General features: G+C 66.9%; 23 protein-coding genes and 1 pseudogene. 4 read left to right on the plus strand and 20 right to left on the minus strand.

The features are described 5' to 3' along the window. Nucleotides 1–7: 7 nt before the first annotated feature. Nucleotides 8–1,360: a hemolysin family protein gene (locus BLU74_RS15490; protein WP_089768976.1), complete on the minus strand. Its 1,353-nt coding sequence runs from the start codon at nucleotides 1,358–1,360 to the stop codon at nucleotides 8–10. Between the two features lie 294 nt (nucleotides 1,361–1,654). On the opposite strand from BLU74_RS15490, the gene BLU74_RS15495 reads away from it, so the two are divergent. Both BLU74_RS15495 and BLU74_RS15500 read left to right on the plus strand, forming a co-directional pair. Further along, nucleotides 1,655–4,555: a PAS domain S-box protein gene (locus tag BLU74_RS15495; RefSeq protein WP_139175868.1), complete on the plus strand. Its 2,901-nt coding sequence runs from the start codon at nucleotides 1,655–1,657 to the stop codon at nucleotides 4,553–4,555. A 695-nt stretch (nucleotides 4,556–5,250) separates the two neighbouring features. Next, entirely contained in the window at nucleotides 5,251–5,490 is a 240-nt protein-coding gene (locus BLU74_RS15500; RefSeq protein ID WP_089768980.1) for a hypothetical protein, read from the plus strand. A gap of 304 nt (nucleotides 5,491–5,794) precedes the next feature. Here the strand turns inward: BLU74_RS15500 and BLU74_RS15505 are convergent, their stop codons facing one another. The 11 genes from BLU74_RS15505 to BLU74_RS15555 form a co-directional block, all read right to left on the minus strand. Continuing rightward, entirely contained in the window at nucleotides 5,795–6,403 is a 609-nt protein-coding gene (locus BLU74_RS15505) for a translation initiation factor IF-2 subunit beta (RefSeq protein ID WP_089768982.1), read from the minus strand. A 70-nt stretch (nucleotides 6,404–6,473) separates the two neighbouring features. Further along, complete coding sequence (locus tag BLU74_RS15510) at nucleotides 6,474–6,812, minus strand: hypothetical protein (RefSeq protein ID WP_089768984.1); 339 nt, start codon at nucleotides 6,810–6,812, stop codon at nucleotides 6,474–6,476. A gap of 123 nt (nucleotides 6,813–6,935) precedes the next feature. After that, on the minus strand, nucleotides 6,936–8,027 hold the full coding sequence (locus BLU74_RS15515) for a deoxyhypusine synthase (RefSeq protein WP_089768986.1): 1,092 nt from the start codon (nucleotides 8,025–8,027) through the stop codon (nucleotides 6,936–6,938). Nucleotides 8,028–8,146: 119 nt separating this feature from the next. After that, complete coding sequence (locus tag BLU74_RS15520; RefSeq protein WP_089768988.1) at nucleotides 8,147–8,842, minus strand: bacteriorhodopsin; 696 nt, start codon at nucleotides 8,840–8,842, stop codon at nucleotides 8,147–8,149. 1 nt (nucleotide 8,843) lies between these two features. Further along, nucleotides 8,844–11,150 (minus strand): methyl-accepting chemotaxis protein, encoded by a 2,307-nt coding sequence (locus tag BLU74_RS15525; RefSeq protein ID WP_089768990.1) that lies wholly within the window; start codon nucleotides 11,148–11,150, stop codon nucleotides 8,844–8,846. Between the two features lie 64 nt (nucleotides 11,151–11,214). After that, on the minus strand, nucleotides 11,215–12,006 hold the full coding sequence (locus BLU74_RS15530) for a Nif3-like dinuclear metal center hexameric protein (RefSeq protein ID WP_089768991.1): 792 nt from the start codon (nucleotides 12,004–12,006) through the stop codon (nucleotides 11,215–11,217). Between the two features lie 60 nt (nucleotides 12,007–12,066). Next, on the minus strand, nucleotides 12,067–12,918 hold the full coding sequence (locus BLU74_RS15535) for an arginase family protein (RefSeq protein WP_089768994.1): 852 nt from the start codon (nucleotides 12,916–12,918) through the stop codon (nucleotides 12,067–12,069). 6 nt (nucleotides 12,919–12,924) lie between these two features. Next, nucleotides 12,925–13,299, minus strand: a complete 375-nt coding sequence (locus BLU74_RS15540) for a translation initiation factor IF-5A (protein ID WP_089768996.1) — start codon at nucleotides 13,297–13,299, stop codon at nucleotides 12,925–12,927. A gap of 102 nt (nucleotides 13,300–13,401) precedes the next feature. Beyond that, a complete protein-coding gene (locus tag BLU74_RS15545; RefSeq protein WP_175454678.1) occupies nucleotides 13,402–13,836 on the minus strand; it encodes a DUF5518 domain-containing protein in 435 nt (144 codons plus the stop codon). 83 nt (nucleotides 13,837–13,919) lie between these two features. Beyond that, nucleotides 13,920–15,602 carry an ABC1 kinase family protein gene (locus tag BLU74_RS15550; RefSeq protein WP_089768997.1) on the minus strand — a complete coding sequence of 561 codons (1,683 nt, stop codon included), beginning with the start codon at nucleotides 15,600–15,602 and terminating at the stop codon, nucleotides 13,920–13,922. Between the two features lie 7 nt (nucleotides 15,603–15,609). Next, the gene (locus BLU74_RS15555; RefSeq protein WP_089769000.1) at nucleotides 15,610–15,978 is read right to left on the minus strand and encodes an Hsp20/alpha crystallin family protein; all 369 of its coding nucleotides are present in this window, start codon (nucleotides 15,976–15,978) and stop codon (nucleotides 15,610–15,612) included. Nucleotides 15,979–16,250: 272 nt separating this feature from the next. On the opposite strand from BLU74_RS15555, the gene BLU74_RS15560 reads away from it, so the two are divergent. Beyond that, nucleotides 16,251–17,537, plus strand: a complete 1,287-nt coding sequence (locus tag BLU74_RS15560) for a molybdopterin molybdotransferase MoeA (RefSeq protein ID WP_089769002.1) — start codon at nucleotides 16,251–16,253, stop codon at nucleotides 17,535–17,537. Next, a complete protein-coding gene (locus BLU74_RS15565; protein WP_175454679.1) occupies nucleotides 17,534–19,438 on the plus strand; it encodes a molybdopterin biosynthesis protein in 1,905 nt (634 codons plus the stop codon). The genes BLU74_RS15560 and BLU74_RS15565 overlap by 4 nt, the downstream gene beginning before the upstream one ends. Before the next feature lie 25 nt (nucleotides 19,439–19,463). Here the strand turns inward: BLU74_RS15565 and BLU74_RS15570 are convergent, their stop codons facing one another. The 8 genes and pseudogenes from BLU74_RS15570 to BLU74_RS15605 form a co-directional block, all read right to left on the minus strand. Continuing rightward, nucleotides 19,464–20,177, minus strand: a complete 714-nt coding sequence (locus BLU74_RS15570) for an HAD family hydrolase (RefSeq protein WP_089769006.1) — start codon at nucleotides 20,175–20,177, stop codon at nucleotides 19,464–19,466. Nucleotides 20,178–20,419: 242 nt separating this feature from the next. Further along, nucleotides 20,420–20,791 (minus strand): LWR-salt protein, encoded by a 372-nt coding sequence (gene lwrS, locus BLU74_RS15575; protein WP_089769008.1) that lies wholly within the window; start codon nucleotides 20,789–20,791, stop codon nucleotides 20,420–20,422. A gap of 1 nt (nucleotide 20,792) precedes the next feature. Then, nucleotides 20,793–21,068, minus strand: a complete 276-nt coding sequence (locus BLU74_RS15580) for a 4a-hydroxytetrahydrobiopterin dehydratase (RefSeq protein WP_089769010.1) — start codon at nucleotides 21,066–21,068, stop codon at nucleotides 20,793–20,795. A gap of 87 nt (nucleotides 21,069–21,155) precedes the next feature. Next, entirely contained in the window at nucleotides 21,156–22,511 is a 1,356-nt protein-coding gene (hemA, locus tag BLU74_RS15585; protein ID WP_089769012.1) for a glutamyl-tRNA reductase, read from the minus strand. After that, complete coding sequence (locus tag BLU74_RS15590) at nucleotides 22,496–23,221, minus strand: precorrin-2 dehydrogenase/sirohydrochlorin ferrochelatase family protein (RefSeq protein WP_089769014.1); 726 nt, start codon at nucleotides 23,219–23,221, stop codon at nucleotides 22,496–22,498. The genes hemA and BLU74_RS15590 overlap by 16 nt, the downstream gene beginning before the upstream one ends. 33 nt (nucleotides 23,222–23,254) lie before the next feature. After that, complete coding sequence (gene ahbB, locus BLU74_RS15595; protein WP_089769016.1) at nucleotides 23,255–24,325, minus strand: siroheme decarboxylase subunit beta; 1,071 nt, start codon at nucleotides 24,323–24,325, stop codon at nucleotides 23,255–23,257. 87 nt (nucleotides 24,326–24,412) lie between these two features. Beyond that, nucleotides 24,413–25,789, minus strand: a complete 1,377-nt coding sequence (locus tag BLU74_RS15600) for an MEDS domain-containing protein (protein WP_175454680.1) — start codon at nucleotides 25,787–25,789, stop codon at nucleotides 24,413–24,415. Nucleotides 25,790–25,845: 56 nt separating this feature from the next. Continuing rightward, nucleotides 25,846–26,137 (minus strand): annotated as a pseudogene (locus BLU74_RS15605) (IS6 family transposase); the annotation flags it as partial.

Here is a 26,137-nt window from a genome sequence, read left to right on the forward strand (position 1 = left end):
CCGAAATCTACTCGCCGCTCTCCTCGTCTGCTGCTTCTGCGTCTGCTTCCGCTTCGGGACGGACTCGGACCGTCAAGATACGCGTGCCCTCGACCGCGGTCACTTCGACGGTGTGCCCGGCGACGGTGACGGTATCGCCGGCCGCCGGCGCGCGGTCGAGTCGGCTGAGCACGAGGCCGCCGATCGTTTCGACCTCGTCGCTCTGGAAGTCGGCACCGATCGCGTCGTTGACGTCCGAGATCGGGACGCTCCCGTCGACGTCGGAGGAGCCGTCGCTGCGCTGATGGATCGTCGGTTCGCGCTCGTCGACGTCGAACCCGTCGCGGAGGTCGCCGACGACCGCTTCGACGACGTCTTCGACCGTCGCGATTCCCTCGAAAGAGCCCCACTCGTCGATGACGGCGGCCATCTGTCGCCGCTCGTCGCTGAACTGCAACAGGAGCGTGTCTGTCGCCGTCGTCTCGGGGACGACTAAGATCTCGTGAGCGATGTCGCCCGCAGTCGTCGTGGCGTGCTCGTCCTCGTGACTCGCTCGCAGCACGTCTTTGACGTCGATGAATCCGATCACCTGGTCGCTATCGTCGGCGTCGAGCACGGGATAGCGCGTGTGTCCCGACTCGAAGACGAGCGATCTGATGTCGGCGAGCGACGCGTCCGCGGGTACGCTCACGACGTCCGGCCGCGGGACCATTACTTCACGCACGGGCGTGTCGTCGAGGTCGAAGACCCGCTCGATCATCGCGACCTCCGACGCGTCGATGGCGCCCTCATCGCCGGACTGTGCGAGCACCCGGCGGATCTCCCGCTCGCCGAGCGTCTCGTCGGTCTCGGAGGCGGGCGGGACGCCGAGCAGTTGCGTGAACGCGTTCGCTGTCCCGTTGAATACGACGATTCCGGGGTAAAACAGGTAATAGAAGAACTGCATCGGCGGCGCGAGCAGCAGCGAGATCCGCTCGGTCTGGGCGATCGCGAACGTCTTCGGTGCGAGTTCGCCGAAGACCACGTGGAGGAACGTGATGATCCCGAATCCGACCGCGAACGCGACCGCGTGGATGAGACTCGACGGAAGGACCGAGGCCAACACCGGTTCGAGAAGCGACGCCACGGCGGGTTCACCGACCCACCCCAGCCCCAGCGAGGCCAGCGTGATGCCCAGTTGTGTCACCGCGAGGTAGTTGTCCAGATCTGTCATCACCGCCTGGAGCGACCCCGATCCCGGTCGCCCCTCCTCGGCGAGCTGGTCGACCGACGTCCCGCGCACTCGAACGAAGGCGAACTCGGCGGCGACGAACAGGCCGTTCAGCAGGACGAGCAGCAGGGCGACGACGAGTTGTCCAACGGAGAGCGCGACGTTTACCATCGCGGCGGGGAGGGGTGACGGTGTGTTCGTACTGTATCCATACGCTCATCTGACGATGCTCCTACAAAAATGCTCGACTACCGACGAGCGGCCGCATCCAGTGCACGCCGCTGACGCTGGCCCGTACACTGCCGCCTGATTCATCTGTCGCCCGACGGATTCGAGCGGCCGAAAGCATACACACCCGAGGGTGGTATCGGAGGGGCGAAGGGGCTATTATCTCCGATAACCGGACCCGAACAGTCAATAGAGCGTGAACCGTCTGTGGCTAGTATTCCAAGGAGATCTGACGACGTGAGTACGGATCAGTTTTCTTCGACAGCGCCACCCGACGACGTGTTGCGAAGCCTCGACGAACCGCTGTTCGCGCTCGACGGTGCGGGGACCACCGTGTTCGTCAACGACCGAGGGGCGGACCTGCTAGAGGCGGATCGTGCGGCACTTACCGGCGAGCCGCTCTTAGGGCGGCTCAGCGACCGGTTGGGCTCGTACGTCCAGGACAAACTCGACCAGGCGATAGCGGCCGGAGAAGAGACCGGATTCGAGACGTACGCCGATCCGCTCGGGTCGTGGATTCGGGTCACAGCGTTCCCGTTTCGCGACGGTCTCACCGTCCGAGTGCGTGAGTACGCCGAGCAGACGGGGGCGCTTGCGCCGAGCGCAGTCACCGAGGGTGTAGACGGGATCGCGGTGCTCGACGACGGGGAGTTCGTCCACGTGGACCGCGACTACGCGAGCGCGTTCGGATTCGACTCGGACGACCTGGTCGGCCACGACTGGCGGCGACTGTACGACGACGCGACGACCGCACGCATCGAGACCGAGGTACTGCCGGCCGTCGCCCAGCGTGGTCGATGGCAGGGAGAACTCGTCGGTGAGAGCCGGGACGGTGAGTCGGTCGAGCAAGCGGTCACCGTCTCGGAGGTAGCCGACGGCCGCGTGGTCTGGACGGGCCGAGAAATCACCTCGCGGAAGCAGTACGGGCGAGAGCTCGCACAGCAGCGCACGCGGATTCGCGCGCTGTTCGATAAGTCGCCCGACGGCATCGTCGTCCACGACGCCGACGGCAACGTGTTGGACGCGAACGACACCGAGTGCGAGACCCTCGGAATCGACCGAGAGGAACTCCTCTCGAAGAACGTCGCCGAGTTCGAGGTCGGCTACGACCGCGAGGACCTCAAAGCGATGTGGGCCGAGATGGACGAGGGAGAAGTGCTCAAAGTCGAGGGCGAGCACCGCCGATCCGACGGGGAAGTGTTCCCCGTCGAGATCTGGGTCAACAAGGTGATCGTCGACGGGACCGAGCAGTACATCGCGCTGGATCGCGACATCACGGATCGGAAGACGCGCGAGCGGGAACTCAGGCGGACCCGAGAGTTCATCGAGAAGGCACAGGAGACCGCGTCGATCGGCGGGTGGGAGGTAGACGTTCGGGACGACACCCTCCGCTGGACGGACGAGGTCTACCGAATCCACGGGGTGACACCGGACACCGACGTCTCAGTGACGGACTCGTTCGGGTTCTACCATCCCGACGACCGACAGGAGATGGCCGAGGCGTTCGAGCGACTACAGTCCGAGGGGGAGTCCTTCGACCGCGAACTGCGGATCCAGACGACGAGCGAGCAGACCCGCTGGATCCGGGCCGTCGGCGAACCTCAGTTCGACGGAGACGACACAGTGGTCGGCGCCCTGGGCATCTTTCAGGACGTGACCGAGCGCAAGGAGAGAGAACAGGAGTTGCGTGAGACGAAAGAACGCCTCGATCTCGCGGTGGAAGGCGCGAATCTCGGGATCTGGGACTGGAACCTCGAGACCGACGCCGTCACGTTCAACGATCGGTGGGCGACGATGCTCGGACTGTCGCCGAATGAGATCGAACCGCACCTCGACTCGTGGGAAGAGCGGGTCCACCCGGACGATATGGCTCACGTCGAGGCGAGCCTCACGGCGCATCTGGAGGGCGAGGCCGAACTGTACGACTGCGAACATCGGATGCGTACCGCCGACGGCGATTGGAAGTGGATCAGGGACGTCGGGCGGGTCGTCGAGCGCGACGCCGACGGGACTCCGGTTCGGGCCGTCGGCATCCATCTGGACATCGATCAGCGCAAGCAGTACGAGGAAACGCTCGAACAGACCCGCGAGGAACTGCGACAGATCATCGATCTGGTTCCGGACCTGATCTTCGCCAAGGAGGAAGAGGGAGTCTACTTGCTCGCCAACGAGACCACGGCCGACGCGTACGGTCTGACGCCGGAGGCCGTCGAGGGGAAGACCGAACGCGAGATCATCCCCAACGCCGACGAGTCGGCCGACTTCCGCAAGGACGACCGCCAGGTGATCGAGTCCGGCGAACCGCTCGAGATCCCGCAGGAAGAACTGACGAGGGCCGACGGCGAGACGCGTCTCCTCCGGACGACGAAGATCCCCTACACGGTCGCGGGAAGCGACACGAACGCCGTGCTCGGTTACGCCCGCGACATCACCGATCTCAAATCGTACGAACAGCGACTCGAAGAACAGCGAGACAACCTCAAGATCCTCAATCAGATCGTCCGGCACGACATCCGGAACAACCTGAACATCGTGCTGGGCTACGCCGAGTACCTCGAAGCGCACGTCGACGAGGCCGGTGCCGAGTACCTCGACCCGGTCTTGAACGCCGCGCGCGAGGCGGTCGACATCACGACTTCGGCGCGAGAAGTGACCGAACTGCTGCTGCAGGCCGAAACGGAACGTACGCCGACGAATCTGCGTCACGTCCTCCAGCACCGGATCGACGACGCACAGGCGGGAGACCACAACGCGCTGATAACGACGGTCGGCGGCGTCTCGAACGCGTCAGTGCTGGCCGACGATATGCTGGGTTCGGTCTTCCGGAACCTCCTCCAGAACGCGATTCTTCACAACGACGCCGACGTCCCGGAGATACGCGTCTCGACGACGGGATCAGAAGACCGCGTCCGAGTGTTCATCGCGGACAACGGACCCGGAATCCCCGACGAGCGGAAAGAGAAGATCTTCGACGAGGGAGAGCGCGGCATCGACAGTGAGGGTACCGGACTCGGACTCTACCTCGTCAGAACGCTGGTCAACCGCTACGAGGGGAACGTCTGGGTCGAGGACAACGAGCGCGGCGGAGCGACGTTCGTCGTCGAACTCCCGCGGGCCGACGGGGGAACGGGCGCCTAAGCGCACCAGTCGGGGTCGAAAGTGGCGGATCGTCGAAGCAGCGGTACCGGGGCGGGGCCCCGAACGGTCTCCAGCGAGTCTCCTCCGTCACGGACACTGGCTCGGTTCTCGCGGTCGGTGTTGTTGGACTGCTCGTCTCTGTCGTCGGTGGCGAACGCCGACTCGACGGCTCACGTCCTCGTACGGATCCGTGGGGCGATCACGTCTGTCGGGTTCGCTTCCAGGCGAGATAGTACTCCAGGATGGCGATGAGGCTGATCACGACGCCGGCGACGATCATCGTGGTATCCGAGTCGGTTTCGTCCATACGAACACAGGGTGTCGGAGATATGAAACAGTTTGGCACACCTGAGGCCTCCCGGTGCTTCTGGTCCCGTCGGAAAAGCGGACGGCCCCCAGTCGGAATAACGCCGTCAAAAGGAAGCGATATGCACACACAGAGCAGAGAACCGGACGGGCAACGACTGTACCGAGCGAGCGCGATCGGCGCAGCAGCGAAGCGGTGTTCGCCCTTCGGGCGATTCGTCTCTTGGCGGTGCTGTTTCTCGCGGTCCGTCTCAACGAGAGGCCGATTCGGGGTCGCTCCGGTCGCTATGCCCGGGCCGTTCGTGAGGAATGGACACGCCGGCCGGAGGCAACGGTCGGGAGACCGTCTCCTGGGGAAGTGCTTTACCTGCACGGACGTATCAATAGACGTGAGCGAAACATCCGAAGAGACGACGATAGAGACCGCGGACGGAATGAGTGCCGACGGTCTCACCCCCGCCGTGCTGGCATCAGTCGGTTCAGTCGCCCTGGCGCTGTACTTCTACTACGTGCGCGGCGACAAACAGCGTGGCCAGTTCGTCGGCTTCTGGCCCGTCACGATACTCAGCCTCGCGTCGTACTTCAAGCTCGAAGAGATCAAACAGCTGCTGGCGGAGCGTGACGAGTAGCCCGGCGCCCCCACACAGGTAACTCCGTGATTTTTCGATCCACAGCGAACGCGAGTGGCGAGTAACACCGTCGGACAGCACAACCGTCTCGTTCCTGTACAGAGTCGTTCGGCACTCGCTCGGGGACCGTTGCACAGGATCGCCGTGGGCGTCCGCGACGCCTCGCACCTGTGTCGGGAAGTGGCCTCAGCACTCATAGGGCTCGTCGTCGCCGAGCGCCACCCCGGCTCGGAGTGGTGCCGTCGTCATCGGCCGGTCGAAAGTACGGCCGCCGGTGAAAAGAAGCTTCGGCGCGCTCGTGGGTTCAGACGACCCGGGCGAATGCGAGTGTACCGCTGGTTCGCTCGACGATGGCACGGACAGTCTGCCCCTCGCGCGCCCCGGAGACGAAGATCGTAAATTTGCCCTTCTCGGCGACGCCGTCGCCCTTCCGTCCGGTGCCGGTGATCTCCAGTTCGTAGGTCGTTCCCTCCTCGACGGCCGGGCCGGAGGACGACTGGGTCTGTGCCGAGCGCTTCGTGACGGGGCGGAACGCCCCGCAGGCCTCACAGCGGAGCATGTCGACGCCGTCCTCGGTGACGAGGCGGGTGTCGGGCAGCCCACACTCGCTGCAGGTGACGTACTCGGCGATGTACTCATCGAGCGCCGCCTGGAAGTCCGCGACGGTGAACGAGCCATTGTACCGTGCGCGGTCGGTGTTAAACTGGCCGTTGGTGCCGAGTTCGCGCTGAACGTTGCTGTGGACGTGTTCGGCTTCGCGGCCGAGGGCGTCGGCGATCTCGCCGAGGTTCGTCAGGCGTGTGAACGCCCCGTCGGTCTCGCCGGCGGGATCCGGCACGTCGAGTCGAGACTGTTCTTCGTTCCGCTCCGGGAGCGCCTCCAGCGCTCGGTCCAGCGAATCAGCGTAGTTCATACGCTCCAGAATGGGCGGGGACGTATAGCCATTCCGTGAGTCGCGTTCGCGCACGACCGGGGGTGCGCTGTCAGTCGTCGCCGGGCGAAATGCTCACCTGGTTCGCCTCGTCGACGAGATTCCCCAGGCGGTCTGTCGCGGTGGCGTCGAACTGGCGCTGACAGCGACGGGTCCAGGCACCGGGTGCGGCTCCCGGTGTCGAGTCGGTGGCGGCCGCAGTTCCGGCGTTCGGTGCCGTCCTGCCGGCGTTCCCCGTCGTTCCGTCTGTCGTCGTTGCATCTCTCGTCGCGGCCGCGGTCTCGGATGCGGTCGCCGTCGAGTCAGTCGGCGTCGCCGGAGCGTCTTCGCTCGTCGTCGTGGTCGGTCGGTCGGTGCGAGTCTGGCGTGCGTGTCCGGGAGTTGTGCTCACAGTAGATCGGGTCGTGGAACGTCGCAGGCGGTCGTACGGCGGTACACGGCGTGGAGAAGGGGATTACTCGTGTCCGCGTACGAGGGGCATACGCTTGTGCTCGGCGGTAAATATAATAAAAGTTTATGTTTGATTCTCGCCGGCCCGTTCCCGAGCGGCGGCGACGACAAGCGGGAGCGTGACAGTGGCATCGGCGACGACGGTGACGTTTCGGGCCGACTTCTCTAGTTTCCCCCACGAGCGGGCCTCGTCGAGGGTCGCGCCCGAAAGACCGCCGGTGGTGTGTGAGTCCATCGTCAACTGGACCGCGTAGTCGTAGGCGTCGGGGATGGTCAGCATCGTCTGTAACACGTAGTTCTTGGGGACGCCGCCGCCGACGAGCATCGCCCCGGCTCGCTCGGCGTCGAACGCGAGATCCGAGAGGTGCGTCATATCGCCGAGGGCGTTCAGTCCGAAGTCGGAGGTCTGTGCGTAGATCCACGCCTGAATGCCGAGCACGGAGTCCTGAATCGCCGGGCAGTAGATCGGCACGTCGTTCTCGTACGCGGCGGCGGCGATGCCGGCGTCCTCTGCGACGTCGCGCTCGCGGTTCTGCTCGGCGTTCGCGCGGCCCAGTTCCGCGGTGAACTCCTGGATCGACACGCGACGCTCGACCGCCGGAAACACGTTGTCGCGGAGGTGCGACTCGAATAGCGAGAAGTGCTCCTGTGGGAGATAGACGTTGTAGATCCGATCGACGCCCTCGTCGCGGAGGTGTTCGTCGTGATCGCGCGCGGTCTCGCCCGTCGGTTCGGCGTCGGGGTTCGCGGGGTGGGGGTCGTGCGGCTCCGCCCGGCCGTGGTGGTGCTTGCCGCCGATCGCCTCGATCGAGTCGTGGGTGAGGTTCGCTCCGGTCGTCACGAGCGCGTCGATGTGTCCGTCGCGGATCAGATCGGCGACGATCTGACGCATCCCCGTCGGCACCATCGCGCCCGCCAGTCCGAAGAAGTTAGTCACGTCGTCCTCGCGGAGCATCTCCGCGTAGACGTCGACGGCGCGCTCGACGCTGGCCGCACCGATACCGGCCTTGCCGTACTCTGTCGCCAGTTCGCCGACGGACATCCCGCCGCGGACCTGGGCGTGTCCGATCGGTGCCTCGTGGAACTCGTCGCGGCTCGGATCGTGCTCGTGGGGCGATCCCTCGCCCGTCTCGGACTCGGACGGCTCGTCGCTCATACGCCGTGGTGGGGGGTCCGATCGGTTATGTCTCGCGATCCGCTGACGACCCGGGACAGCGCGCATCGCGAGCGTCGAGAGAAACCAAAGCTGAGCGTCGACGGGGTCGGCCGGGTGTCTCAGTCGGCGCTAACCGACATCTCGGACGGCGCGTCCGTGAGCGCCGTCATCCCGCGGAGCGCGACGAGGACGAAGCCGACCTTCGAGACGATGTCGAGGTAGGTGAACACCAGCGCCTGGGTCTCGGGGAGGAGCAATCCAGCGCCCGTCGGCGCCAGCACCCACACCACCGGGTAGAGCGTCCAGACGATCACCGTGAGGTTCCGCAGGGTCACGAACGAGGACTCCTCGCGGGGCGAGGTGAAGGTCGCCCGCTCTGGGAGCGTGTCGACGAGGAGTCGGACGAGAGCCAGGTAGGCGATCATCCCGATCCCGAAGAACACGTACTGTACGATCCCGGGGACGGCGGTCGCGGCGACGCCGGCGAGGATGACGACGACGTCCACCGCGACGAGTCGCTGGAGGATGGCCCGTCCCGGACGCGACAGCAGCCCGAGATACAGGACCATGAGCGGCGTCGTCAGGAGCCAGTCGGCGTAGCGGACCACTTCGACCTCCTGTGAGCCGATCGAGACGATGCCGTAGCCGAACCCCATAATGATGTACGCGACGGCGGCGATACCGGTGATCCCGAAGAGCGTCGCGGTGAGGGTCCGGTACTTGCCACCGGTCAGGAGCCGATACGCGGTCGGCAGCGTCCCGGCGGTCATCCCCGCGGCGCCGATCCACAGCCAGAGGTTCATCGTGAACTCCATCTCAGGCACCCCCCTCGGAGTCCCACTCGCCGGGCCAGTCAGCGCCGTCGGTCCGGAGCGCCGGTTCGGACGACGCACTCTCGGTTCCCGGCCCGCTCGGTGCGCCGCTCGCGCCGAGGCCGCTGCCGGCGTCCTCGGGGACGGTGAAGTCCTCTAACGCCGTTCTGAGTTCGCGTGCCTGTCCGGTCAACCGTTCCGCTGCCTCGCTTACGTTCGTCATCGTACTCGTCTGCTGTTGGGCCGCGGCTGCCGCGTCCGTCGCTTCCTCGGCGGTCTGATCGCCGATCGCTGCCACGTCGTCGACGCGGTCGACGACCGCCGTCGCCGAGGAGGCCTGCTGGGCCGTCGCGTCGCGGATCTCCTGGATGGATCCGTCGGTCTCCTCGACCGCCTTGGCGACGGTTTCGAGGGCGTCGATCGCGTCCTCGACGGTGTCGACGCCGCTCTCGATCCGCTCTTGCGTCGAGAGCATCGCGGTCGTCGTCTCGTCGGCGCGGGACTGAATCCGCTCGATCCGGTCTTCGATCTCGGCTGCGGACTCGGCGGTCTCCTCGGCGAGCTGTTTGACTTCGTCGGCGACGACGGCGAAGCCGTCGCCGGCCTCACCCGTCCGCGCCGCCTCGATCGAGGCGTTCAGCGCCAGGAGGTTCGTCTCCTCGGCGATGTCGCTGATCACCTCGACGACCTCGCCGACGGCGTCGAGTTCCTCGGCGAGATCGGTCACCTCTTGGGCGGTCTCCGCAGTCGTCTGCTCGACGGCGTCCATCTCCTCGACGGCCGCCTCGGCGTGGGACTGTCCCTCGGTACCGACTTCGGCCGCACGCTCGGACGCCTGCGCGACCTCGTCGACGGTCGCGGCAATCTCCTCGGCGGACGACGACAGCGCGTCCATCTCCGTCGAGACCTCGTGGAGCGCCTCGGTCTGCTCTTCGGCCCCGTCGGAGATCTCAGTCGTCGCCGTCGTCACCTTCGCGGAGGCCTCCTGGACCTCCTCTGCGCCGTCGTCGACGCGCTCGGCGGTCGTGACGACGTGTTCGGAGAACGCCTTCACCTCCGCCATCGTGTCGGCGACCGCGTCCAGCATCTCGTTGAACGAGACCGCGATGTCGGACATCGCCTCGTGCTCGGTGTCGGGGTCGAGCCGACGGGTCAGGTCGCCGTCGGCGACGTCGTCCATCACTCGGCCGTACTCGGCCGCGGTGGCTTCGAGCCGCTCGTTCTTCTCCTCGGTCGCGCGGATCTGTTCGCGGAGGGCACCGCGCATCTCGTCGAAGGAGTGATACAGCGTCCCGAACTCGTCGGTCCGGGTGGTCGAGAGGTCGACGTCGAGGTCGCCCTCGGCCATCGCGTTCGCGCGCTGAGCGAGATACCGGAGCGAGACGATGGTGTTCGAGCCGACGACGACGCCGACGAACGAGAGGCTCACGAGCGCCAAGAGGATCAGTCCCAGGATCGAAGACGTGATCTGTGATCCCAGCGCGAAGGCGCTCGCTCGGTCAGCCCGGACGAGCACTGTCCAGTCCAGCGTCTGCATCCCCGCCCCCGCCACGAGCAGGTCGCCCTGGCGTTCGATGCCGCCCTCCGAGAGCGAGCCGACGTTACCCTCGTACTCGCTGAGCAGTTCCGCCTCGTGACCGTCCTCGCTGCTGTCGGGGTGGGCGACGACGCGCCCCTGCCCGTCGACGACGACGGTCGATCCCTGCCCGGCGATGTCGGCGAAGCCGGCCGCGTGGTCCTGGAGGTTGATCATGTACACGAGCGCCTTGCCGTCAGCACCCTCGATCGGTGAAATCACCGAAACCACGGGGAAGTCGACGACCGGCACCGTGAACGGCGCGGTGACGTGCGTGTCGTCAGTCCCCGAGAAGCTCGGCGGGTCAGTCGCGAACGGCGCGCCCTGTTCGGCGGGGCTCACGCCTTCCATTTGCGACATCGAACTGGCGAGGATCGTCTGCGACTCGGTGTCGTAGTAGTGGATACCGACGACCCCCTCCGGAACCGCTTCGCTCTCGACTGTCTCTTGTAAGTGAGTCGATATTTCCTCGTCCGTTCCCGATTGGAGTACCGTACGGCTCGAGTGGAGCCGCGTCTGGCGTTCGATACCACTGATCCAAGTGTCGAGTTCGGCTGCCCGCGCCTCAGCAGAGGTACTCAGTTCGTTTCTGACCTCTTCCTGAAGCGTCGCCGACGTCTGCTCTTGGACGACGACGCCGAACCCCACGACCAGGGCGACCACGGCTAACAGCGCCACGGCGAGTTTGGCCCCAAAACTCGATCGGATGGATTCGAACAGTCCGTTGCGTTGCATCTACGCAGTATTCCGACGTTTAAAGTAAAAAGCCACCCCCCTAATTATCTTGGATGATACTGCGTTACAGCCCCGTGGGGTGCGACAGAGTCGTCGTTTCGATGCCCCACTCGGAGACGAGACTGGCGAGCCGTTCGACGCCGAACGTCTCGGTGGCGTAGTGGCCCGCCAGGAAGACGTTCACACCGGCCTCGCGGGCCTCGTGGTACACCTGCTGTTTGCCTTCGCCCGTCACGAGGGCGTCGACGTCGGCGTCGGCGGCCTCGCCGAGCCAGTCCGCACCCGACCCGGTGACGATGGCGACGTCGCGGATCTCATCGGGGCCGAATTCGAGGACCTGCGGTGCGTGCCCGTCGTTGTCGAGATCGGCGAGCGACGCTTCGAGTTCTGCGACGTCGACCGCCTCGGGCGTGCGGCCGCGACGCCCGATGGTCACCGGACCGAGGTGGCCGAACGCCACCTGTTCCCGGAGCGATAGGTGGTCGGCGAGGCCGGCGGCGTTGCCCAGGGAGGGATGGCCGTCCAGCGGGAGGTGTGAGACGTACAGCGCGAGGTCGTGGTCGATGAGCGCGGCGACGTTGGCGTACTCCCGCCCGGTGAGGCGGTCGAGACCGCCCCAGACGAGGCCGTGATGAGTCACCAGGAGGTCCGCACCCGCGTCGGCCGCGGCCTCGATCGTCGCCGCCGCCGCGTCGACGGCGAACGCGACGTGTTCGATCTCTGGCGGCGACTCGCGGGCCGTGCGATGCAACTCGCCGGGACCGACCTGCAGTCCGTTCGCGCTGGCGTCGACGTCCGCGTAGTCCTCGGTCTCGAGGCGATCGTCGAGGCGGTCGGTGAGCGTCGGCAGATCCATACCCGACTTCTCGGCCTTCCGGCCGATAGGTCTTGCCTCACGGCTGCGAGACCCGAGTGCTCACTCGCGCCCTGCGGCGTGCGAGTAGACGAACTCGCGGCAGAGTTTGGCCGCGAGCGACGCCGCCTGACCGTCGTCGCGGTCGTTTACCTCGACGACATCGAACCCCGCGGCGTGCGGGGCGACGGTCCGGACCACGTCGCGGAGGACCCGGGGTTCGAGGCCGAAGGGTTCCGGCGTGCCAGTGCCGGGCGCGAAGCCCGGGTCCGCGGCGTCGACGTCGACGCTCAGGTACGCCGTCCGACCGTCGAGCCACGAGCGGAGGTCGAATTCGGCGACGTCTTCGGGTGCGACGACGGTCACGTCGGCCGCCGCGGCGCGGTCCCACTCCTCGGGGGAGCCGGTCCGTGCACCGAGAACGACCGCCGCTTCGACACCTGCTGCCGCGTCGTCGGACGAGTCAGCCGGGTCACCGCCGTCGAGGATGCGCCGCGTCACTGTCGCGTGGCTGTGTTCGTTGCCGTCGAGGTCCCGTCGGAGGTCCAGGTGGGCGTCCAGGCAGACGAACACCTCTGGGGCGACGGCCTCGACGGCGGCCGCCGAGACGGTGTGTTCACCACCCAACACGAGGGGGACGGCGTCGTCGGCAACGACGTCTCGGAGTTCGCCCGCGAGCCACGCGAGGTACTCCGAGGCGTCGTCCCACGCGCGGACGTCGCCGTGGTCGTGGACGGAACAGTCGGAAAAGTGCAGGTCGGTTCGCCGGTCGTAGTCGTCGAACGGCCGGGCGAACCGCCGGATTCTCTCGGGACCGAAACGGGTCCCAGGTCGGAACGAAGTGGAGAGGTCCAGCGGGGCGCCCACGACGACGTACGCGGCGTCGTCACGCGATGCAGTCGCCCCGGGGAACATCTCCGATCAGACGATCTTCCGCTGACCTTCGTACTCGAGGTACTCGATCTCGTCGTCGGGGGAGAGTTCCTCCTCCTCGGGGATGCGCATCGTGAACGTCTCGTAGGTCTCGAGGTCCATAATCTGTGCGTCCTCGCCGGTCACAGAGACGACCTGACCCTGCTTGCGCTCGATGATCGGAACCCAGACCTTCGCGTCGACCGGCTGGCTCAGCGATCGCTTCCTGCCGTCGAAGACGCCGCGCCCCTCGACACGCGCCTTCGCGCTTCCGTGTTTCCCGGGCTTGGCTGTGCTGTACGCGTTGATTTTGCACGGCGACTCCTCCATCATCACATAGCTGCCTTCCTGGAGTTCACGGACCTGCTTCTGCTCTTTCGGCATACTTCGGGATTGTTGTGTGCCCGGTATAAACGGTTTGGATACCGGTCGGCCGTGTAACGCGCCGGAATCGAGATCACTCGACAGGCGGATCGCGGCGGTCGGCTACGCTTCCTCGACGTCGCTGTTGGACGTCCGAGAGGACCGTTCGCTCCGGTTCGACTGATCGTCCTGGCGGCGGGCGTGACTCCCGATCGCGCCGGCGGCGACGTTCGGCAGGCTCGCAGACAGGAGGATGATCACCGTGGCCTCACCGGCGGTTTCGAGGTACGGGAGAAGGAACTCCATCGGGAACGGCAACGGTGCATCGGTGAGAACCGAGAGGACGACCAGTCCGGGGATCAGCACGATGCCCCACGCCATCGCCGTGAGCAGGCCGTACCACGCGCCGTCTGCGGGTTCGCCGCCGGCCAGATAGCCGGCCAGCGCGCTCCCGGCGAGTCCCCCGACCAGCGTGACGCGGCCGGTCCACGCGAACACGAGCGCCTCGCTACAGGCCGCGAGAACGAACCCGGCTACGACAGCGCGCCACCGCGTCATACCCACCCGTACCTCGTCTCACCGAATAAAGGTACGTGTCAAGTGATCAACTGTGATAACTGGAACCGCGGCGGAGTCGGAGACTACTCCCGGCCGTCGCGACGCTCGCGCATACTCTGCCGGGTGAACTGCGGCTTCGCACGGATGCCGCGCTGTCGACGGAACGATCGGTACAGTGCCACGAGCGGGGGGATCGTCAGCGCAGCCGCGACGGCGGCAGGGACGACGCTCGCGCCCTCGAACGCGTACAGAATCGACGTCGAGAGCGCGCCGACCGCGACGAACAGGCCGTAGACGATGCGCCGGGCGAGCCGTGAGAGGACGTCGTTCTCGTCTTCGAGTCTGACGTTGACCGTGAGATTCTCGTTTTCGACCCGGTCGAGCGCGCTGTCCAGTTTCGGCGGTACCTCGAAGAGCGCCCGCGTGGTCTCCTGAAGCTGTTCGCCGCCGCGTTCGACGAACTCGCGAGCGGTCTGCTCGTAGTACCCCTCGTCCTGGAGGTAGTCCGTGGCGACCGAGATGAAGTCGAACTCGGGGTCGAGCGTGACACAGACGCCCTCGACGACGGTCGCGACCCGCAGGACCAGCGCGAGGTTCCGCGGGAGTCGCAGCGGGAACTCGTAGATGGTCGATTCGACCTGTTCGATGATCTGCTGGACGCGGTACTGCTCGATATCCTCGCCGCGGGCGTCCGCGATGGCCAGTTCCATCACGTCACCCATCACCTGCCGGTCGGCCTCCGGCGAGAGCGTTCCCATCTCGATCAGCGTGTCGAGGATCGCGTCGATGTTCTGGTTCGCCACCGCGAGGTAGAAGTCGATGATCTTGTCCTGGATGAACGGGTCGACCGTGCCGGACATCCCGAAGTCGTAGAAGATGATCCGCCCGCTGTCGTCGACGGCCAGATTTCCGGGGTGTGGGTCGGCGTGGAAGACGCCGTCGTCGACGATCATCTGGAGGTAGACCCGCTGTAGCGTCGTCGCTAACTCGGTGCGATCGATGCCCTTCCGGTCCAGTTCCTCGACGTCGTTGATCTTCGTCCCCGGGAGGTACTCCATCGTGAGCACCCGGGGTCCCGAACGCTCGTCGATCGGGTTCGGGATCCGGATCTGTCGGTTGTCGGCGAAGTTGTCGCGGATCTCCGCTAAGATCCGCTTCTCCCGACTGTAGTTCATCTCCTGGCGGATCGTCTTCGCGAACTCGTCGGCGAGGTTTTCCAGAGAGAACGCACGGCCCTGGCCGATGAACCGGCGGACGATCGGCAGCGACCACCGGATCACCCGCAGGTCGGCCTCGACGAGGTCCTCGATCCCCGGCCGGCGGATCTTGACGGCGACGGGGTCCCCCTCGTGTTTGGCGGTGTATACCTGTCCGAGGCTCGCGCCGCTGATCGGCTCGCGGTCGAAGTCGTCGAAGGCCTCGTCGACGGGGCCGAGTTCGTCCTCGATGACGGTCTTCGACTCGTCCCAGGGAGCCGGCGGCACGTCGTCCTGAAGACTCGACAGGACGTCGATGTACTCCGCTGGGAGGATGTCCGGCCGGGTGGACAGGAGTTGGCCGAGTTTGATGAACGTCGGACCGAGAGTCAAGAGCGAGTCTAGGAGGATTTCCGCTCGTCGGGATCTCGTCTCCGGGTCCACCTGTCGACTCCCGCCGAAGAGGAGGTACTTCCGACGGTCGCGGCTGTACGCGACGATCAACGGGAAGAACTGTCGGATGACGACGAAGAACCGCCAGTACGCACGGAGATTCACTAGCGTGACCACCCGGCGGTTACGCGTCGTCCCCAGCCGACGTGATCGGAATCGTCTGCTCCGGTGCGGCGTCGCGCTTCGGTACGCGAACGGTGAACACGCCGCTGTCGACCTCCGCCGACGCGCCCGCGCCGGTGGCGTCCGGGGGCAGCGGGAGTTCGGCGTCGACGAACAGCGGCCGATCCTCGCTGACGTAGCGGAACTCCGGCGGCACCGCCTTCTCGCGGCGGGCCTCGACGATGAGTCGCCCGCGCTCCACGCGGAGTTCGGCAGTGTCGGCCGTCACACCAGGGAGATCGAGCACGATCAGATAGGCGTCGTCGGACTCCAGCAGGTCGGCGAACACCGACTCCGGAAGCTCCTGTAGCGCGTCCCGCAGTGCTGTCATACGAACAGTTTGGGACGGCGGATCGAAAAAGGTCGCGGTTGCGTGCCGGCAGCACCGGCCAAAAGGGCTATACGACACGTGATACTGTCGGACAGAACTATGTGAAAATCATCGGCACCTCGTGGGTGCCAAAATGATTCACGAACTTCTGTCCGACAGTATCAATCGCCGTGGATCGCCGAGGCGTTCGACTGCACAGTTCGGAGTGACCGACGCGGGCTGACGCGGTTCGTGCCGCGGCTCTTTTTGTACTCGCGCGCGGATTGGGTTGTATGACCTCCCCGGATACCGACGAGACGGCCCCCGACCGCAAGTCGGCTGGATTCAAAGATCGGACAAGGCTGGCCGCCGCGCGGGAGCAGTTGCTCTCGGCGGCGACGCCCCACGAGCGGACCGAGCGCCTCTCGCTCATCCCCGCGGACGGCCGCGCGCTCGCCGAGACAGTCACCTCGCCGACTGCGGTACCGGGCTACGAACGCGCGGCGATGGACGGGTGGGCGGTCCGGGCCCGCGATACCTTCGGTTCGTCGGACCGCTCGCCGGGTCTCCTCCGGGTGGCGGATGCAGAGCCACAGACGGCCCCAGAGACGGCCGTCGGCCCCGACTCGGCGGTCCGCGTCCACACCGGGAGCGAACTCCCGGAGGGTGCCGACGCGGTCGTGATGATCGAACACGCCGATAAGGTCGGCGACGACCTCGAGGTGTTCGACGCGGTGACCGAGGGCGAGAACGTCGCGCCCGTCGGCGAGGACGTGTCCGAGGACCAGCAGCTCTTCGAGCCGGGCCACCGCCTCCGACCATCGGATCTGGGCCTCCTGAAATCCGTCGGCGTCGACCGCGTGACGGCCTACGAGCGACCGACGGTCGGGGTCATTCCGACCGGCGAAGAACTCGTGCAGGACGACCCCGGTCCCGGCGAAGTGATCGAGACCAACGGCCTCACCGTCTCGCAACTGGTCGAGCGCTGGGGCGGGGTGCCCACGTATCGGAACGTCGTCACCGACGACGAAGCCGCGCTCCGGGCGGCGATCCAGCGCGACCTGACCAAAGACATCGTCGTGACGACCGGCGGCTCCTCCGTCGGCGAGCGCGATCTCATCCCCGAGGTGGTCGACGAACTCGGCGAGGTGCTGGTCCACGGCGTCGCGCTCAAGCCCGGGCACCCCGTCGCCCTCGGGATCGTCGAGGAGACGCCCGTGGTGATGCTCCCGGGTTACCCCGTCGCCGCGATCATCAACGCCGTGCAGTTCCTCCGTCCGCTCGTGAAGTACCTGGGTCACTTCCCCGACGACGCGCCGCCGACAACCGAGGCGGTCCTGTCGCGGAAGATCCCGAGCGAGCCCGGCGTGCGGACGTTCGCCCGCGTGAAACTCGACGACGTCGCCGAGGCTGACGAGACCGACCCCGATCGCGCGACGGCGACCCCGACCCGCGCGTCCGGGTCGGGCGTCCTCTCCTCGGTCGCGCTCGCGGACGGCTGGGTCGCCGTCCCCGAAGAGCGCGAGGGCTTCGACGAGGGCGAGACGGTCGCCGTCGAGCACTGGGAGTGGTCGGCGTGAGCGATCGCAAACAGTTCCGCGACCTCGTCGATCCCGCGGTCGCTCACGACGCCATCGACGGCCTGGACCTCACGCCCGACGCTGAGACGGTCCCGCTCGCCGAGGCCCGCGGGCGCGTGCTCGCAGAGCGGGTCGACGCCGGCCTCGACGTGCCCGGATTCGACCGCGCGTCGGTGGACGGGTACGCCGTCCGCGGACGCGACACCTTCGGAGCCGACGAGGCCGATCCCATCACGCTGGATCTCGTCGGCGACGTCCACGCGGGCGTCGAACCCGAGGTCGTCGTCGGCGAGGGCGAGGCCGCAGAGATCTCGACCGGTGCGGTGATGCCCGACGGCGCGGACGCGGTCGTGATGGTCGAGCGAACCGAGACCGTCGGCGACGGCGGGGATCGCCCGGACGCCGTCGCCGTCCGCACCGCCGTCGCGCCCGGGGACAACGTGATGCTCGCCGGCAGCGACATCGCCGCTGGCTCGCGAGCGCTCGGGCCGGGAACGCGCCTCACCGCCCGCGACATCGGCCTGCTCTCGGCGCTCGGCCGCGATGCGGTCCCGGTTCGTGGCCGGCCGACGGTCGCCATCGTCTCGACGGGCGACGAACTGGTCCGTCCCGGCGGCGACCTCGAGAGCGCGCGCGGCCAGATCTACGACGTGAACAGCTACACCATCGCCGCGGGCGTCGAGGAGGCGGGCGGCGAAGCACGGCTCTACCCCCACGCCGGCGACGACTACGACGAGATGGAACGCCTGTTGCTGGAGGCTGCAGACGAGTGCGACTTGGTCCTCTCGTCTGGCTCGACGTCGGCCTCGGCGGTCGACGTGATCTACCGCGTCGTCGAAGCGCGCGGCGAACTCCTGCTGCACGGCGTCGCGGTCAAGCCCGGGAAGCCGATGCTGATCGGCGAACTCGGTGACAGCGCGTACGTCGGCCTCCCCGGCTACCCGGTCTCGGCGCTCACCATCTTCCGAACGTTCGTGGCCCCGGCGATCCGCGAGGCGGCGGGCCTGCCCGAACCACAGACCGCGATCGCGACCGGGCGGATGGCCGTTCGCGAACGCTACAGCGAGGGCCGACTGCGCCTGATGCCGGCGGGCCTCGTCACCGGTGCCGACGGCGAGACGCTCGTGTATCCGGTGGATAAGGGCTCTGGCGCGACGACGTCACTCGTCGAAGCCGACGGGGTCGTCGCGGTCGATCCCGACACCGAGTACCTCGATGCGGGCGAGGACGTCGAGGTCCAGTTGTTCTCGCCGGACGTTCGCGCCCCGACGCTGCTCGCCGCCGGCGAGGACGATCCCGCGCTCTCGCGACTGCTAGATCGACTCGAACGACCCCGGTTCCTGCCGGTCGGGAGCCGTGAGGGGCTGCGACGCCTCTCGAACGCGGTTCCAGACGTCGCTGTCACCGCGGGACCGATCGAACGCGACGTCGACAGCGTCGATCTCGGCGGGTGGGAGCGCGAGTGGGGGCTCGTCGTTCCCGAGGGCAATCCCGCGGGCATCGACGGCCTCGCCGACCTGGTCGATCGCGACCTCGCGTTCGTCAACCGTGGGCGCGACGCTGGTCTACGGGGGACGCTCGACGCCGCGCTCTCGGAAGTCGCCGCCGACCGCGGCGTCGAGCGGCGGGAACTCGTCGAGTCGATCCGCGGCTACGAGATCGGCACGAAGGGGTTCGAGAGTCCCGCGCGGACGGTCGCCCGCGGCGACGCCGACGCGGGAGTCGGTCTCCGGGCGACAGCCGACGGGCCCGGACTGGGGTTCGTCTCGCTGGGGACTGAGTCGATGCGCGTGCTGGCGAACCCGGAGCGGGCGGAGAAGGCGGGTGTCGCCGAACTGCGAGAAGTGATCGCGGAGACGGACGTGTTCGAATCGCTCGCCGGCTACGAACGCGTGGAGTAATCGTCGGTCTCCCGGCGGTCGGTCCTCACTCGCGAACGGTGCCGCCGTCGGCGGCCACGTCGCGACTGAACGGCTCACCGTTCAGCGACAGGTCCGCGAACGACGAAACGCGGTGGTCGGCGAGGACACACCGCCCCCGGCGCGTCGGCGAGTGGCGCTCGACGTGGATACCGTCGAGGCCGGCGTTCCAGGCCGCCCCGACGTCGCTCGCCCCGTCGCCGGCGAGGACGCCGCGGCCCGGTCGGTCGGGGTCGAGACCGAGGTCTTCGATCGCGCGTCGGACCGGCGTCGGATCCGGCTTCCAGCCGGTCTCGTGGGTACAGGAGACGAAGGCGTCGAACCAGTCGCCGACGTCGAGGTGGTCGATCACCGGGTCCGCGAGGAACTCCTGACAGTGCGTCACGACGCCGACCGGGCGGCCGGCGGCGACGAGGTCTGAGACGAGCGCCGCGGCGTCGTCGTGGAGGTACGTCGCCTCCGCGCGGGCCTGGGGGTCCTCGACGTCGTGAAAGGCCGTCCAGAACGCGTCGGCGTCGATTCCCCACGCGCGGAGTTGCGGATCGCGCGCGCCGCCGAGGCCGTGCCAGATGATCTCGGCCTCGCGGTCGGTGAACGTCCGGCCCAACCGGTCGCCGACCCGGTCGAACACGTCCCGGGTGTAGGACCATTCGGCGTCGACGAGCGTCCCGTCGAGATCGAACAGCCAGAAGTCGTAAGCGGCGGATCCGTCGGCTCCCATTGAACCAAAAGTACGGGACACCGGGGTAAGTGGGTTTCGCCGGCACCGGTGTGAGGTTTATATACGAAGCCGCGGCCAGCACCCGTGTGCGTCGAGCGATTGCCTCCGTTGGACAGCGGGTGTTCGGCACACCGGCGCGGGGCAACCCGGAGAGCGATCCCGGGAACGGCGGGTGCCGACTGTTCGCACTGGGTCTCCGAGCGTGCCGTCTCGACGGCGCGGCCGACCGCCTGTCGATGCCGTCACTCGTCGACGACGCGGATGCTGGAGCCGAGGTGTCGGTGGAGCACATCCTGTGGGTGATCGCCGCGGAAGGACGACGGATTCGCCGCGATCGCCGCTCGTAACGCGTCGCGGTACGCCTCGTCGAGTCGGAGTTCGCTGAACGAGACGTCGACGACGGGAGCCGCCACCCACGACGCCGCGAGGTCGCGAGCGTGCCGCTCGTCGGCGACATCGCCGTGCCAGAGAGCGTCGCGAAAGAGCAACCACCCGTCGTCTCCGGGTGGTGCGGCCTCGACGTCGACGACCGTCTCGACGGTGTCGGGCGTGACGGTCACGTCACTGGCGGCGCTGAGGCGGACCGTGACTCGGAAAACGTACGCCGCCGACACGTCAGAATTCGGCGTCGAAGAGGTTCGCGAGACGGATGTCCTGGTCGGTGATGCCGCCCTCCTCGTGGCTAGTCAGTCGGACTTCGACCTCTTTGTATCCGATCACGATCTCGGGGTGGTGGAACTCTTCTTCGGCGACCTCGCCGACCTGGGTGACGAATGAGATCCCCGAGAGATAATCGTCGAACTCGTAGGTCCGGACGATTTCGTCACCGTCGCGCTCCCACTCGCTCGGCAGTTGCGTGCTGATTTCGTCATCGGAGAGTAACTCGGCCATATCGGTGAATGTCTTTCGCCGAGGAGTTAACGTTTCGCCTCAACGTATCGGGATCCCGGCTCGAAAAAGCCCGACGCCCGCGACCGGTTAGTCGTCGGAGACGCTCTCGAGAACGTAGTTGGGGATCTCGTCGGCGGCCTCTTCGGTCGCCGCCTCGGCGTCGTCCTCTGAGGGGGTCGCCGGCCCGGTGGTCCGCGGGCGTCCGCTGAAGTTGGGGTCGAACAGCGCCATCGCCGTCTGGATCGTCGACCAGTCGTCCTCGACGGCCGCCTCGCGGAGGCTCTTCGTCGGGGCCGAAAGCAACTGTCCGACGAGGGCGTCGGCCATCGACTCGATGGTCTCGCGCTGTTCGTCAGAGAGATCGCCCTGCGATTCGAGCCGCGAGAGTGCGGTCTCGACTTCGCGATCTTTCACCCGCTCTGCGGCCTCGTACATCGTGCTGATCGCCTCGTCGGCCTGTCGTCGCTTGTAGGCGTCCAGCAGCCTGTCGAACTCGGTGTCGATCATCGCCTCGACCGTCTCGGCGGCCCGCTCTCTGGTCTCTTTGGTCGCCTCGGTCACCGATTCGAGCGCGTCGATGTCGTGGACGGCGACCTGGTCGACCGTCCCCGCGTCGGGGTCGACGTCCCGCGGCTGAGCGAGGTCGATCACGAGCGTCTCGCCCGCGCCGTCGACGTCCTCGGGGACGAGGAGGTACTCGGGATGACTCGTCGCGGTCACGACGACCGACACCGACGCGAGCGCGTCGGTGACCGAATCGAGCGGGAGCGCCCGGGCGGCAACCGCGATCGACTCCGCGAGCCGCTCCGCGTGCGCGATCGTCCGGTTCGCGATGAGCAGTTCGGTCACGCCGGCGTCGGCGAGCGCTTCAGCGGCGAGTTTGCCCATCTCGCCCGCGCCGACCACGAGCGCCGTCGTCCCTTCGAGGTCGATCTCCGTCTCGGCGAGCCGAGCGGCGGCCGATCCGATCGAGATCGCTCCCTCGTTGATCTGCGTTTCGGTGCGGGCTCGCTCGCCGACGTGGACCGCCTTCGTCAGCCCGGTTTCGAGCGTGGGGCCGAGTGCGCCCGCGCCGCGGGCGATCTCGACGGCCCGCTTGAACTGGCCGAGAATCTGGTCCTCGCCGAGGACGAGCGATTCGAGCCCTGCAGCGACACGCATCAGGTGCTTGAGACTCTCCTCGTGGCTCATCTCGACGACGACGCTGTCGTCGACGTCGTCGCCGAAAGCGGATAGTGCCTGGCGGCCCTTCGCGCGGCTGCTCGCGACGACGTACGCCTCGGCGCGGTTGCACGTCTGGATGGCGAACGCTTCGGTGACGCCGTCGGCTGTCAGGAGCTCTTCGATAACCGTACGGGTGTCCTCGCCCGCCGCGGCCTCGATCTCGTCGACGGTAGCGCGACGGTGCGACACACGAGCCCCACAAATCACTCCGGTGTCCATCGGTCACCCCCCGCCGTGTTCCGTATCACGCGTGTCGCCTCTCGACGGGGATTGGATGTCCCCGTACGTAAAGCCTTCCAAACCATCGGGTCCCGAACCACGGCACGAATCGCATCACGACGCGTCGACGGATCGAGGCCCGATTCTCTGAGCTCCGTTCTGAGCGTCGCGGTCAGTGCCGCCATCGCCTCTGCACCCTCCAGTTCGCTCTCCAACCGTTCTCTGAGGTACTTCGCCAGCGCGGGGCTCCGCCCGCCCGTCGAGATCGCGACGCGGACGTCGCCGTCTTCGACCGTCGCGGGCACGACGACGTCGCGGTGAGCCGGGGGCGTACCGTCGTCAGCGGCGTCCACGTCCTCCCTGTCGGCTCCGTCGTCCGCGGCGGACCCGGCGCTCGCACTCCGATTGGCGTGGTTGACGAGCAGGCCGCGCTCGGCTCCGGCGGCGGCGACTTCGTCGTTGACCGCCTGGGCATCGGTCGCGACCACGACGAGCGCCGGTTCGATCCGGTCGATCCATAGCGCCACGTCGGCCGGCGCGGGCCGGGCGCGCACCAGTTCCGCGTCGCCGAAGTCGGCGTCGGCGAACTCGGGACTGACGACGACGACCCGGGCCTCGCCCGCGAACCGACGGGCCTTCCGCGCACCGACCGGGCCGCCACCGAAGATCAAGACCGTCTCGCCGGTGAAGTCGTGATACAGTGGGATCATCGGTCTCCTTCGCTGTCGGCTCTCACGCCGCGGTCACTCGGTGTTCGCCGCGGCCCGCTCGTCGAGCCTGATGCCGGTCTTCTTCAGGATCTGCGTCGAGAACAGCGAGTCCCAGTCGTCGTCGCCGACGTCCCAGTACTCGGCCATCCGTTCGCGCACCTGCTCGATCCGACGGTCGCTTTCGGCCGCCGAGCGCCCGTGCGTCATCGCGAAGAAGTTGTACGGCCAGACGCCCTCGTGTCGGGGGCGCTGATAGCAGTGGGTGACGAAGGGCAGCGACGCGATGGCCGGGCCGACTTCGTCGACGCGCTCGTCGGGGACGTTCCAGACGGTCATCCCGTTTTCGGTGTAGCCGAGCGCGTAGTGGTTCGGCACGACGCCGACGCGGCGGATTTTCCCCTCGCGCTCGAAGCGCTTGATCGTCTCGACGACCCACGAGGTCGGCTGCTCGATGGCCGCCGCGACGTCGGCGTACGGCGTCGGCGAGATGGGCAACCCGCCCTGGATTTCGACCACCAGGTCGCGTTCGGCCGGCGAGAGCGTCTGCGCGTCTGTCGGGGTCACGTCGGGGCCGAGGCCCGAGAGGTCGACGTCGCCCTCGGAGATCGGGCCGTCGACCAGGAACTTGGCCTCGACGCGGAACTCCTGCTGCTTCGGGAGGTTGTACGTCGGCTGACCCGTCTCGGCCTCGATCTCATCAAGCACCGCTCGCACGCGGTCCTCGTCGGCGACGCTGACGACGAACCACATATTCAGATGCGGATGCTCCCGCTCGTAGTTGTGTGCGACTTCGCGGTGGGCGTTGACCGTCTCTGCGATCTCGTCGAAGCGGTCCGCCGGCGCGTGCATCGCGACCAGCGTTGCGCTCCCGCCGATCTCCTCGGCGTTGACCAGCGCGCCGAAGCGGCTCAGTGTCCCGTCCTCGTCGAGTTCCCGGACGCGCTCGAGAAGTTCCGCCGCGGTCACGTCGATCCCGCGTTCCCGGAGGGCGGCCGAAGCCGGCTCGAACGGTCGTTCGACCACCGGAAACCCACCCTGGAACGCGTTGATCACGGCGCGATCGAGATCCGAAAGCGCCGCGTCGTCACCGGCTGTCTCGCTCATACGTTGCTGTCGGGGTTACGAGAGGATAAGCGTCTCGAACGGCGGAGACCGAGTTCACGGGGCCCGTCGGTCCCGCGGACGAGACGGCTACGAAGCGGCCGTCCTTGGCAGTTCGATGCGGACCCGACACTCGTCTTCCCGCTGGGGGAACCGCACCCATCCGTGCGAGTTCTCGGCGACCCACTTCACCATCCAGAGGCCGAGTCCGCGCCCGTGCCGTAGCGACGTCTCTCGGCCCTCACGAAGCGCCCGCTGGTCGTCTTCGGGGATCGGCGGGCCGGGGTTGCTGACGTCGATAACGACCGTATCGCTCCGCGATTCGACAGTCACCCCGACCTCCGCCGGGGTGCGGTTCTGGTGGTGGATGGCGTTTTCGAGCAGTTCCTCGACCGCCCGTCGGAGGTTGCGGTCCGCCAGCAACGTCGGGGAGTCGGCGACCGACACGTCGATCGTGGCGTCGGGATACCGTGAGCGAGCCACGTCGACGGCCTCGCGGACGGTCGGACCGAGGTCGGTCGGCTGCAACTCCTCTTTAGAGAGCGTCTGCTGCACGAACCGAGCCTTTTCGGACGTTCGGGAGATGTTCTCTGCGTACCGTCGCGCGATCTCGACCCGCTCGCGGTCCTCCGGCGTCAGCGCTCCGTCGCTCAGGATCTCTCTGAGGTAGCCGAGAATCACGTTGATCTCGTTGCGGATGTTATGTCGTAGCGTCCGATTCAGGACGTCGATCCGCTGTTCCCGGTTCGAGAGGTCTCGTCGCGCCTGCGAGAGGCTGTAGGTCTGTTCGAGCATCAACCGAGCGTCGAACTGCGACGCTTCGGACTCGATCGACTGGAACTCGGCGGGCGGAATGTAGAACGGGTTCTCGCAGAGCTGCCCCCGGTAGATGATTTGCTCGTGCGTCCACAGCGCTTTGCTGATGGATTCCGGATCGAATCGATCGAGGTCGTACTGACAGAGCGCCGTGACGGGGAGGTCCGGCGCTCGCGCGTCGAAGTCAGACTCGAAGCCGACGATCCGGTCGAACGAGTACGTCGTGTGGAAGCACCACGTGTTCTCGCCGGCGACGCTGAGCCCCTCGTATCCATCGTCGACCGCGGCGCGCGCAGCGCGCTCGAGTTCGCCGATCATCTGCTCGGGGTCGAAGCCCTCTTCGAGGTAGACGTTGCCGGCGTCCTCGATTCGCACGTCTCGGTCGGCGAGCCGTTCGGCGACGTCGATATCGACCGAACGGAGCGCCGCCCTGATAGCCGCCTCGTCGTTGTCTTCGTAGAGGTAGAGAAACTGTCGTCCCCGCTGAAGTTCGCGCTTCGCGAACGCTGCACAGACTGCCAGTTGCGTGTCGACAGATTCGTAGAACAACGCGAGGTGTCGTGGGAGCTCGCGCTCGAGGAACTCCGAGAAGACGTCCTGTGGAGACAGGTCGTCCACGTCGGACCTGGCTCGCGTTGATTGGAGGTCCATACGGTTCATATCTCACCGAACCCACCTGTATGTTTGCTGTCAGTGGGCGGTCGTGTTTAGTTTGGAGCATTGAGCCAGGCGGCAAATGCTTGGAGCCAATTTTCGGCGGTTTGCGGCTCAACGTGGCTGAAACAGTTGGAGAACGACGAGGTGCGACGCTTGAGTTCTCGAAAGATTCGCTCGATGGCATTCCGATTTCCATTCCGTTCGGTTTGAAATCGGAGTGAAGCTCTGGCCAGCGCAGTTTGGAGGTGTTGAGCGCCATCGACCAGAAACACTGCGGATTCGACATCGTGTTTCTCGCGCAGTTCACGGAGAAAGATCTCGGTCAATGCGGTCGTCGTCGTT

The organism is Halobellus clavatus (assembly GCF_900107195.1).
GTDB classification, from domain to species: Archaea; Halobacteriota; Halobacteria; order Halobacteriales; family Haloferacaceae; genus Haloquadratum; species Haloquadratum clavatum.